We start from the raw sequence: 10,884 nt of genomic DNA, 5'->3' as shown, positions 1-10,884 counted from the left end.
TTTGTTGTGCCAAGAAATGAACGATTTTCACTTCCTATCCCAAGAATCCTGCATGGCAGGAGCCTTCGCCTGTTTTCAATCAGAATTGCGGACTTGTTTCGCAATTACCTATTAATTTAAAGCAATAAAATATGTGGAAACATTTTCTGTTCCGTTTATGTTTAATCTTAAAAGGATGGAGACAAAATGTCAAGTTTCTACAGACGGATAAACTCGGGCTTCCTTCCTTTAAATATGGTGTAATACCGGAAGCCGCAGTCTTTCAGAATCTCTGCCGCCTTATCAAATGCAAATGCGATTTTATCCGGAGAGTGGGCATCTGCGCCGATGGTGATAACTTCGCCTCCAAGTTCCCGGTAACGACGGATCACTGCGGTGCAGGGATTAGGTTCTCCAAGCCCATAATGATAGCCGCCTGTATTAATTTCGATGCCTGTATTTTTTTTGATCAGAGTGCGCAGGATTTCATCCAGTACATCCTGATAGCTTTCATAGCTGTAATCACGATTCTGGTTGGAACCATACCGTACAATATAGTCAATATGACCATAGACATCTATATCAGAAAAGACACGGAGGTTTTCCAGAATAGATTCAAAATATTCCCGGTAGCAGTCAGCCTCCCGTCGATTTTTAAAAAATTCTCCGTAATAAGGGTCACAGCCATGGACTACATGGGAAGAACCGATTACAAAATCAAAAGGATACAGATTCATTTCCTGATCAAAACTTTGTTTCAGATGAGGCTGAAGTCCGTATTCGATTCCAAAATTTACAGAGATATGATTTCTGTATTTTTCCTTTAATTCGGATAGTCTGCTTCGGTAAGCTGAAAGATCCAGATGAAATAGCTGATTGTCTGGTGTGGGTGGGTAATCAGGATCCAGATGTTCGGTAAAACAGACTCCTTTAAGCCCCCGGGCAATGGCTTCCTGAATCATGATTTCCATATCGGTTTTTGAGTCTGCGGAGAAAGAGGAATGCATGTGACAATCCCATAAAATACGGTTTTCCATAGAAAATCCTCCTTTATATCCATTATAATACGATTATAACACAGAGATTTACCATTTTTGCAATGTTTTTTCCAAAATGGTCTTGAATTTTTGTATGAGATTCGATACAATAAGCACAGGTTGACGTTTCTTTAACGAATAGGAAACGCCATAATCAACCATTTAATTCATAGGAGGAATTTATCATGGCAGTAAAAGTTGCAATTAATGGATTTGGCCGTATCGGTCGTCTGGCTTTCCGTCAGATGTTTGGAGCAGAAGGATTTGAAATCGTTGCTATCAACGACCTTACATCCCCGAAAATGCTGGCTCACTTATTAAAATATGACTCAACTCAGGGCAGATACGCTCTCTGTGACAAAGTAGTAGCTGGTGAGGATTCTATCACAGTTGACGGAAAAGAAATCAAAATTTATGCAAAAGCAAACGCTGCAGAGCTTCCATGGGGAGAAATCGGCGTAGACGTAGTTCTTGAGTGTACAGGTTTCTACACATCCAAGGACAAAGCTCAGGCTCATATCGATGCTGGCGCTAAACACGTTATCATTTCCGCTCCGGCAGGAAACGACCTTAAAACAATCGTTTACAATGTAAACCATGAAGGTCTTACAAGCGAAGACAAGATCATCTCCGCTGCATCCTGTACAACAAACTGCCTTGCTCCGATGGCAAAAGCTCTTAACGATCTTGCAGCTATCAAGACAGGTATCATGTGCACAATCCACGCTTACACAGGCGATCAGATGACACTTGACGGACCGCAGAGAAAAGGTGATCTGAGAAGATCCCGTGCAGCAGCAGTTAATATCGTTCCGAACAGCACAGGTGCTGCAAAAGCAATCGGTCTTGTTATTCCGGAACTGAACGGCAAACTTATCGGCGCTGCTCAGCGTGTTCCGACCCCAACAGGTTCTACTACAATCCTTACAGCAGTTGTTGAAGGAACTGTAACAAAAGAGCAGATCAACGAAGCTATGAAAGCAGCTTCCAACGAGTCCTTTGGTTACAATGAGGATGAGATCGTATCCAGCGATATCGTAGGAATGACCTATGGTTCTCTGTTCGATGCTACTCAGACTATGGTTCTTCCGCTTGATAACGGAACAACACAGGTTCAGGTTGTATCCTGGTATGACAACGAGAACTCCTACACAAGCCAGATGGTTCGTACAATCAAACACTTTGGCAAACTTCTTGGAGCTTGATTCGTTTAATACGAAAGAGTGAAATAGACTCAGCAAGGGGTCCGGTCTGATAAGGACCGGGCCCTTTTTTAGTTATTATGATTCGGAGGTTATACAATCATGGGATTAAATAAAAAATCAGTTGATGATATCAACGTAAAAGGCCAGAAAGTTCTGGTTAGATGCGACTTTAACGTTCCGCTGAAAGAGGGCAAGATCACAGATGAGAACCGTCTGGTTGCTGCTCTTCCTACAATCAAGAAACTTGTTGCTGACGGCGGAAAGGTGATCCTTTGCTCTCACCTTGGCAAACCGAAGGGAGAGCCGAAACCTGAGCTTTCTCTTGCTCCTGTAGCAGTTCGTCTTTCTGAGCTTCTGGGTCAGGAAGTAAAATTTGTTGCAAGCCCGGTTGTTGTTGATGATTCTGTCAAGGCAGCAGTTGAAGCTATGAACGACGGCGAGATCGTTCTTCTTGAGAACACACGTTATCGTGCAGAAGAGACAAAGAACGGCGAAGCATTCAGCAAAGATCTTGCTTCCCTTGCTGATGTATTTGTAAACGATGCATTCGGAACTGCTCACAGAGCACACTGTTCTAACGTTGGTGTTACAGAGTTTATCGACACCTGCGCTGTTGGATATCTGATGCAGAAAGAAATCGACTTCCTTGGAAATGCAGTAGAAACTCCGGTAAGACCGTTTGTTGCAATTCTTGGAGGTGCAAAGGTTGCTGATAAACTGAATGTTATTTCCAACCTTCTTGAAAAATGCGATACACTGATCATCGGCGGCGGAATGGCTTACACTTTCCTGAAAGCAAAGGGACTGGAAGTAGGTGCTTCTCTGGTTGACGATACAAAGCTTGACTACTGTAAGGAAATGCTTGCAAAAGCAGAGTCTCTTGGCAAACAGCTTCTCCTTCCGGTAGATACAGCTATTGCTAAGTCTTTCCCGAACCCGATCGATGCTGAGATCGATGTTGACTATGTTGACTGTGATGCGATTCCGGCAGATGTACTTGGACTTGATATCGGACCGAAAACAGCAGAAATCTACGCTGAAGCTGCAAAAACAGCTAAGACTGTAGTATGGAACGGACCGATGGGTGTATTTGAGAACCCGGTTCTTGCAAAAGGAACAATCGCCGTAGCAAAAGCTCTTGCAGAAACAGACGCTACTACTATTATCGGCGGCGGTGACTCCGCTGCAGCTGTAAACCAGCTTGGATTTGGCGATAAAATGAGCCATATCTCAACAGGCGGCGGCGCTTCCCTTGAATTCCTTGAAGGAAAAGAGCTTCCGGGCGTAGCAGCAGCTAACGATAAATAGAACACTTAATGAGGGCAAGCCGAAGGCGCAGACCGAATTTAGTGAATCGAACTTCCTTAGTGAGGGCAATTATTAAAATAAGATAGGAGATTACCATTATGGCAAGAAAGAAAATCATCGCTGGAAACTGGAAAATGAACATGACTCCAAGCGAAGCAGTTAAATTAGTAGAAACTCTGAAACCACTTGTAAAGAATGACGAGGTTGACGTAGTATTCTGTGTACCGGCTATCGACATCATTCCGGTTGTTGAAGCATGCAAGGATACGAATATCCAGGTTGGTGCTGAGAACATGTACTTTGAGGAGAAAGGCGCTTACACAGGCGAGATTTCCCCGGCTATGCTTACAGATGCAGGTGTAAAATATGTAGTTCTCGGACATTCTGAGAGAAGAGATTACTTTGGTGAGACAAACGAGGATGTAAACAAAAAAATGCTCAAAGCTTTCGAGCATGGTATTACTCCGATCATGTGCTGCGGCGAAACTCTTACTCAGAGAGAGCAGGGCGTGACTATGGACTTCATCCGTCAGCAGGTTAAGGTTGGATTCCAGGGCGTAACAGCAGATCAGGCTAAAACAGCAGTGATCGCTTACGAGCCGATCTGGGCTATCGGAACAGGCAAGACAGCTACTACTGAGCAGGCTCAGGAAGTTTGTGCAGATATCCGTGCATGCATCGCTGAAATCTATGATGAGGCAACTGCAGAAGCAATCCGTATCCAGTACGGCGGATCTGTAAACGCTGCAACTGCTCCGGAACTGTTTGCACAGAACGACATCGATGGCGGTCTGGTAGGCGGCGCTTCCCTGAAAGAAGATTTCGGAAAGATTGTAAACTACAAATAAGATAAATAATCAGGAAGGCTCTTTCGAGAGCCTTCTTTTCTTATATAAAACGTTACCACTTTACTTGACAAATATCTTTTTCTCATCTACTATAAGAACAACACTTACATTCCGTCAGAAAGGAGAATCCGTAATGGAGAAGAAGATCATTCAAGCCGCCCTTCTGGGGCTTGGTACAGTAGGTACCGGTGTCTATAAAGTACTAAAAGGACAGAAAGAGGAAATGGAGGCAAAGATCGGCAGTGAGATCAGGATCAAAAAGATCATGGTCCGCAATCTGGAAAAAGCATCTTCCAGAGTTGATGATCCCTCTGTACTTACCAACAACTGGGAGGAGATCCTGAACGATCCGGAGATTGATATTGTAATCGAGCTGATGGGTGGGATCGAGCCGGCAAGAACCTGCATCCTGGCTGCGCTGGAAGCCGATAAGCATGTGGTATCTGCAAATAAAGATCTGATCGCTGTTCATGGAAAGGAACTCCTGGATATGGCAGAAGCGCATCATGTGGACTTCCTCTTTGAAGCGGCTGTTGCCGGAGGTATTCCGATCATCCGTCCGCTGAAGCAGTGCCTGGCAGGCAATCATATGAGAGAGGTTATGGGTATTGTAAACGGTACTACGAATTTCATACTGACAAAAATGACACAGGATGGAATGGAATTCAAAGAAGCTCTTGCGCTTGCCACAGAGCTTGGATATGCGGAAGCAGATCCTACGGCAGACATAGAAGGTCTGGATGCCGGACGTAAGGTTGCAATTCTGGCTTCGGTTGCATTCAACTCCAGAGTTGTTTTTGATGATGTTTATATTGAAGGTATTACAAAAATATCCGCCAAAGATATCCGCTATGCCAAAGAAATGGGCTGTGATATTAAACTGCTTGGTGTTGCAAGAAATACACAGGACGGGATCGAGGCATATGTGTGTCCCATGCTGATACCAAGTTCCCATCCGCTGGCATCTGTGAATGATTCATATAATGCAGTTTTTGTAAACGGAGACGCAGTAGAAAACGCTATGTTTTTTGGAAGAGGAGCCGGGGAGCTTCCTACAGCCAGTGCAGTGGTAGGAGATATTTTTGACATTGCCCGTAACATCAATGCAGACTGCTGTGCAAGAATCGGCTGTACATGCTATAAAAATATTCCGGTGAAAAAAATGGCAGATACTCATAATCGATATTTTCTTCGCCTTCATGTGGAGGACCGCTGCGGTGTTCTGGCAGAAATGACAGCAGTTTTTGCAAAATATCATGTAAGCGTTGCACAGATCATCCAGAAAGAGACAAAAGCAGGAGAAAGTGCAGAAGTAGTTGTGATCACAGGCAAAGTTCGGGAAGGAGACTTCCGCACTGCGATGGAAGAACTGTCCGGACGAAATTCTGTACATAAGATTTCCAGTATGCTTCGGGTATACGGAGAATAAGTAAGGGAAAGATCAGGAATTTTTCGGGGAAAATCCTTGAAAAATTCCTGATTTTTGGTAGTATATAATATGTGAGCATATACTTAGCAAATACTCCGCAGTTTTTGTGGGGAAATCATACAAAAAGGAGAACATTATGAGCAAAAAACCAACTGTTTTAATGATTCTTGATGGTTATGGACTGAATGAGAGACATGACGGAAATGCCGTATATGAGGCAAAGACTCCGGTCATGGACAAATTGATGGCTGAGTGTCCATTTGTAGAGGGAAATGCAAGCGGACTGGCAGTAGGTCTTCCGGATGGTCAGATGGGAAACTCTGAGGTTGGACATATGAATATGGGTGCAGGCCGCATTGTATATCAGGAACTGACCAGAATCACTAAGGAGATCAATGATGGTGATTTCTTTAAAAATGAGGCTCTTCTTGCAGCAATGAAGAATGCAAAGGACAATGATTCCGCTATTCATTTTATGGGACTTCTTTCTGACGGCGGCGTTCACAGCCATATCACTCATCTTTACGGATTACTTGAAATGGCTAAGAGAGAAGGACTGAAAAAAGTTTATGTACACTGCTTCCTGGACGGACGTGATACACCTCCGGCTTCCGGAAAGGGATATATCGAACAGCTTCAGGCTAAGATGCAGGAAATCGGCGTAGGCGAGATTGGTGTGGTTTCCGGCCGTTACTATGCAATGGACAGAGATAATCGCTGGGATCGTGTGGAACTGGCATACAATGCCCTGACAAAAGGCGAAGGTGTGAAAGGTACAGATGCAGCAGATGCAGTTCAGGCATCCTATGACAACGAAAAGACGGATGAATTTGTTCTTCCGACTGTTATTGAAAAGGACGGCAGACCGGTAGCTTCTGTTCAGGATAAGGATTCCGTGGTATTCTTCAATTTCCGTCCTGACCGTGCGCGAGAGATCACCAGAGCTTTCTGTGATGATGATTTCAAGGGATTTGCACGTGAAAAGAAACTGGATGTGACTTTTGTATGTTTCACCAATTATGATGATACCATTCAGAATAAGCTGGTGGCATTTAATAAAGTACAGCTTCACAATACCTTTGGAGAGTATCTGGCAGCACATGATATGACACAGGTTCGTATTGCAGAAACTGAAAAATATGCACATGTTACCTTCTTCTTTAACGGCGGTGTGGAAGAGCCGAATAAGGGAGAGGACAGAATTCTTGTAAAATCCCCGAAGGTTGCTACTTATGATCTTCAGCCGGAGATGAGCGCACCGCAGGTATGCGACAAGCTTGTGGAGGCTATCAAGTCCGATAAATATGATGTGGTGATCATTAACTTTGCTAACCCGGATATGGTTGGACATACCGGTGTGGAAGCAGCAGCAGTCAAAGCTGTAGAAACTGTTGACGAGTGTGTGGGAAGAGCTGTCGAGGCAGTGAAAGAAGTAAACGGCCAGATGTTTATCTGCGCAGATCATGGAAATGCAGAGCAGCTTGTAGATTATGAGACGGGAGAACCGTTTACTGCCCATACTACAAATCCGGTTCCGTTTATTCTCGTAAATGCAGATCCGAAATATACTCTGAAAGAGGGCGGCTGCCTTGCAGATATTATTCCAACACTGATCGAACTGATGGGAATGGAAAAACCGGAAGAGATGACAGGAGAATCCCTTCTTGTTGAAAAATAAAAAATAGATCATACAGAGCAGATCCCGGAGAATATTTTGGGATCTGTTTTTCTGTATAGCCACAATGAATATAATGGACGCTGTTTTGGCAGGATAAAAAGTATATTGCAGGATACAATAACAGAAATAGAGTCTGATATGATAAAAATAAGGTAAGTTGTGACAGTAAGACAGTATATTTTGACATTTTTGTATATATAGACCAAAACAGGCTGTGAACCGTTATCCGAAAAATGTCAGAATAGGAAAAAACATAGATGAGATATGGTACAAAATGTAGAAAGTATGTTATAATAGGATGGCTTGGTGTATATTAGTTTTTGATGTTACGATCAAGGAGAAAAATAGATGAGCAATAAGGAGAAAAGAAAAGATATTCCCTCAGGACCCGGACATGAGACAAAAACACCGTCCGATATGGAAGAGAAGATCAATGCAGCGATGGATAAAATAACAGTATCGCATACTGATGAGGAATATGATCCGGAAGAAGATTACCAGCCTGAGGAAGAGTATGACCCGGAAGAAGATTGCCAGTCTGAGGAAGAGTATGACCCGGAAGAAGATTACCAGTCTGAGGAAGAGTATGACCCGGAAGAAGATTACCAGTCTGAGGAAGAGTATGACCCGGAAGAAGATTATCAGTCTGAGGAAGAATATGATTCAGAAGAAGATTATGAATATGAGGAAGAAGGGTATGAGGAAGAAGGGTATGAGGAGGAAACGATTTCTGTACGTGACAGATCAAAATCCGCAAGACCTCAGCCTGTAAAATATGTTCCTATTGATGATATTGATGAAAAACTGGCACTTCCTTTGGGGAAGAAAAAAAAGCATAAAGGTTTGAAGATTGCCGGCATTGCGGCGGCAATGGTTATTGTTGCTGCCGGATGTGCATATGGAGCGGCTTCTTATTATTATGCAGACCATTTCTTTCAGGGTACTTGGATCAATGGGATTAATTGTTCTGGAATGACTGCATATGAGGCAGAACAGGCTTTGGCAGAAAAAGTACAGGATTATTCGATACAGGTTGCGGCCAGAGAACAAGAACCGCAGGTCATTACAGGAGATCAGATTTCTTATCAGTATCTTTCTACAGGAGAAACTCTTCAGCTTCTGAAAGCTCAGAAGCCATATGAGTGGATCAAAGGGTATTATGAGCAGAAAAGCTATACGGTATCCGAAAAGGTATCCTATGACAAAACACTCCTTCAGCAGCAGGTGATCTCTTTAAACTGTGCGAAAGCAGAAAATCAGACAGCACCTGAAAATGCCTACGTGGCTTTTAAGGACAATCAGTTTCAGATTGTTCCGGAAACACAGGGAACTCAGCTGAATGTAAAACAGGCATACCAGATTCTGGATCAGGCAGTGGCAGAAACACAGGAATCTGTAGATTTTGGATCTACACCGGAAGCGTATGTATCTGCATCTGTAACGCAGAATGATCCGGAGCTGCAGTCTGCGCTGGAGGCATGCAACAATTATACAAAAGCAAGCATCACGTATACCTTTGGTGATCAGACAAAAACACTTGATGGAAATACTATTAAAGAATGGCTGCAGTTTGATGAAAAAGGACAGCTTCTTCTGGACGACAATACTTTCCATCAGCATATAGCAGATTATGTTGCACAGCTTGCAGCTACTTATAATACAGTAGGTACAGAGCGGGAGTTTTATACAACCAGCGGACGAACGGTATATGTATCCAGTTCTGTTTACGGATGGGCTATTGACCAGGCAGCAGAGGCAGCGCAGCTTGCGCAGGAGATCCAGTCCGGAACCCAGACATCCAGAGAACCGGTATATAGCCAGAGAGCTAATTCGCATGGAGTGAATGACCTTGGGAACACCTATATAGAAGTAGATTTGAGTAATCAGCATATGTATTATTATCAGTCAGGTGCACTTGTCTTTGATTCGGATTTTGTATCTGGAAATATGAGCTATGCAGACAGGCAGACACATTCAGGTATTTTTACTCTCTATTACAAGAAAAGCCCGGATGTACTTCGTGGCGCCAAGAAGCCGGATGGTACTTATGAATACGAAGAACCGGTATCCTATTGGATGCCTTTTGACGGAGGCATTGGTTTTCATGATGCGCCCTGGAGAGATGCTTTCGGAGGAGACATTTATCTGACCAGCGGATCCCATGGATGTATCAATCTTCCGCCGGACAATGCGGCTGTATTGTACAGTATGATTGACTATAATGTTCCGATCATATGTTTTTACTAAAGAAATTGGAGGAATAAGAAAAATGAGCAGATCTTTTGACTTTATACTTGCAGGAGCATCGCTGATCGTGGGGATTATGCTTCTGACCGGAAATGGAGCATTTTTTATGAAGGGCGGAAATGCACAGCTCCGTAAAAAAAAATATGATGAGAAAAAAATGGAGAAAGGCTCAGGTCTTGCCCTTGTTTTGATCGGTATCGCAACATTTATTGATTCTTATACGACAACGGTTGCTGCAAAGATTGGATATATAGTAGTTCTGGCTGTGATTTTAGGCGGACTGGTATGGTATATCAAAAAGAAATGTACAAAATAACAAAAGAGTTTCGTATATAAATGAGAAACAGCATGGAATTCGGAAAATCCGTTTCCATGCTGTTTTTCATTCGCTGGGAGTACAGTATCTTCTATGCTGACTTTCCCGGTGAAAACGCTTCGTACACGTTTGAAGATAAAGAGGAAGCAAATTCTTCAGGGGTTGAGAAGGTATTGTTTACAATAATGCAGTAAGATCCAGGGGACAGGAGATTTGGAAATCTGGTTCTGGAACATCTCCGAATCCATAGGAAGCGAATATAAAGGGAATATTGGCTTTTTGACAGGAGAGAAAATCCCCCATGGTATCGCCTACATAAACAGGTGATTCCAGATGATGAATTTCCATTAGTCGGAGGATCGTATCATTTTTTTCCATACCAGTATCTCCGAAGCACAGATGTCCTTTGAAATATTTACCAAGACCCGAGGATTTCAGAAATACTTCAATATATCCGGCCTGGCAGTTGCTTACAATATAAAGAGGATATTTTTCAGAAAGATATTTGAGAGTCTCTTCCAGATTTTCATAGAGAGGTGCACAGGTTTCAAGAAGAGCCTCATGTTCAGCCTGACAGCAGCCGTCAATGATACGAAGCTGTTCAGACTCCGGAACATCTGGAAAAAGCTGTGCTGCAATAGCCGGAAGAGGCTGCCCGAAAAGTCCCATCAGTCTTTCGGCAGTGATGGATATATTCATATGTTCCTTGTCATGCAGATAAGAATCCCAGGATTTTGCAACAATTTCTGTGGAATCCCACAGAGTTCCATCTACATCAAAAATAATACTGTCCATAAAATTCCTTCCTATTATAATTATATGATATTCTGAGTTTAT

Annotated in this window: 9 protein-coding genes; 7 read left to right on the top strand and 2 right to left on the bottom strand. The window is 43.1% G+C overall.

What is annotated here, in order from left to right; all coding sequences use genetic code 11:
* Positions 1–197: 197 nt before the first annotated feature.
* Entirely contained in the window at positions 198–1,016 is an 819-nt protein-coding gene (locus RDS42_RS07990) for a histidinol-phosphatase HisJ family protein (protein WP_308783184.1), read from the bottom strand.
* Between the two features lie 185 nt (positions 1,017–1,201).
* Between RDS42_RS07990 and gap the strand changes: the two genes are divergently transcribed.
* From gap to RDS42_RS07955, 7 genes are all read left to right on the top strand, one after another.
* On the top strand, positions 1,202–2,221 hold the full coding sequence (gap, locus tag RDS42_RS07985) for a type I glyceraldehyde-3-phosphate dehydrogenase (protein WP_156355226.1): 1,020 nt from the start codon (positions 1,202–1,204) through the stop codon (positions 2,219–2,221).
* Positions 2,222–2,320: 99 nt separating this feature from the next.
* On the top strand, positions 2,321–3,529 hold the full coding sequence (gene pgk / locus RDS42_RS07980; protein ID WP_308783183.1) for a phosphoglycerate kinase: 1,209 nt from the start codon (positions 2,321–2,323) through the stop codon (positions 3,527–3,529).
* Positions 3,530–3,627: 98 nt separating this feature from the next.
* Positions 3,628–4,377, top strand: a complete 750-nt coding sequence (gene tpiA, locus RDS42_RS07975; RefSeq protein WP_156355230.1) for a triose-phosphate isomerase — start codon at positions 3,628–3,630, stop codon at positions 4,375–4,377.
* Positions 4,378–4,510: 133 nt separating this feature from the next.
* Entirely contained in the window at positions 4,511–5,806 is a 1,296-nt protein-coding gene (locus RDS42_RS07970; RefSeq protein ID WP_308783182.1) for a homoserine dehydrogenase, read from the top strand.
* Between the two features lie 136 nt (positions 5,807–5,942).
* Entirely contained in the window at positions 5,943–7,484 is a 1,542-nt protein-coding gene (gene gpmI, locus RDS42_RS07965) for a 2,3-bisphosphoglycerate-independent phosphoglycerate mutase (RefSeq protein WP_308783181.1), read from the top strand.
* A 348-nt stretch (positions 7,485–7,832) separates the two neighbouring features.
* Positions 7,833–9,731: a peptidoglycan binding domain-containing protein gene (locus RDS42_RS07960; protein ID WP_308783180.1), complete on the top strand. Its 1,899-nt coding sequence runs from the start codon at positions 7,833–7,835 to the stop codon at positions 9,729–9,731.
* A gap of 22 nt (positions 9,732–9,753) precedes the next feature.
* Positions 9,754–10,047, top strand: a complete 294-nt coding sequence (locus RDS42_RS07955) for a DUF3784 domain-containing protein (protein WP_308783179.1) — start codon at positions 9,754–9,756, stop codon at positions 10,045–10,047.
* A gap of 177 nt (positions 10,048–10,224) precedes the next feature.
* Here RDS42_RS07955 and RDS42_RS07950 read toward each other — a convergent pair whose 3' ends face one another.
* The gene (locus RDS42_RS07950; protein WP_308783178.1) at positions 10,225–10,842 is read right to left on the bottom strand and encodes an HAD family hydrolase; all 618 of its coding nucleotides are present in this window, start codon (positions 10,840–10,842) and stop codon (positions 10,225–10,227) included.
* Positions 10,843–10,884: the final 42 nt, after the last annotated feature.

Origin of the sequence: uncultured Blautia sp. (genome assembly GCF_902497045.1) — a bacterium.
In the GTDB taxonomy this organism is placed as follows: Bacteria; Bacillota; Clostridia; order Lachnospirales; family Lachnospiraceae; genus Blautia_A.
This window is presented reverse-complemented; position numbering and strand designations above follow the sequence as displayed.

Coding starts and splice junctions, on each gene's coding strand:
- RDS42_RS07990 (WP_308783184.1), bottom strand. CDS start 1,016: ATGGAAAACCGTATTTTATGGGATTGTCACATGCATTCCTCTTTCTCC.
- gap (WP_156355226.1), top strand. CDS start 1,202: ATGGCAGTAAAAGTTGCAATTAATGGATTTGGCCGTATCGGTCGTCTG.
- pgk (WP_308783183.1), top strand. CDS start 2,321: ATGGGATTAAATAAAAAATCAGTTGATGATATCAACGTAAAAGGCCAG.
- tpiA (WP_156355230.1), top strand. CDS start 3,628: ATGGCAAGAAAGAAAATCATCGCTGGAAACTGGAAAATGAACATGACT.
- RDS42_RS07970 (WP_308783182.1), top strand. CDS start 4,511: ATGGAGAAGAAGATCATTCAAGCCGCCCTTCTGGGGCTTGGTACAGTA.
- gpmI (WP_308783181.1), top strand. CDS start 5,943: ATGAGCAAAAAACCAACTGTTTTAATGATTCTTGATGGTTATGGACTG.
- RDS42_RS07960 (WP_308783180.1), top strand. CDS start 7,833: ATGAGCAATAAGGAGAAAAGAAAAGATATTCCCTCAGGACCCGGACAT.
- RDS42_RS07955 (WP_308783179.1), top strand. CDS start 9,754: ATGAGCAGATCTTTTGACTTTATACTTGCAGGAGCATCGCTGATCGTG.
- RDS42_RS07950 (WP_308783178.1), bottom strand. CDS start 10,842: ATGGACAGTATTATTTTTGATGTAGATGGAACTCTGTGGGATTCCACA.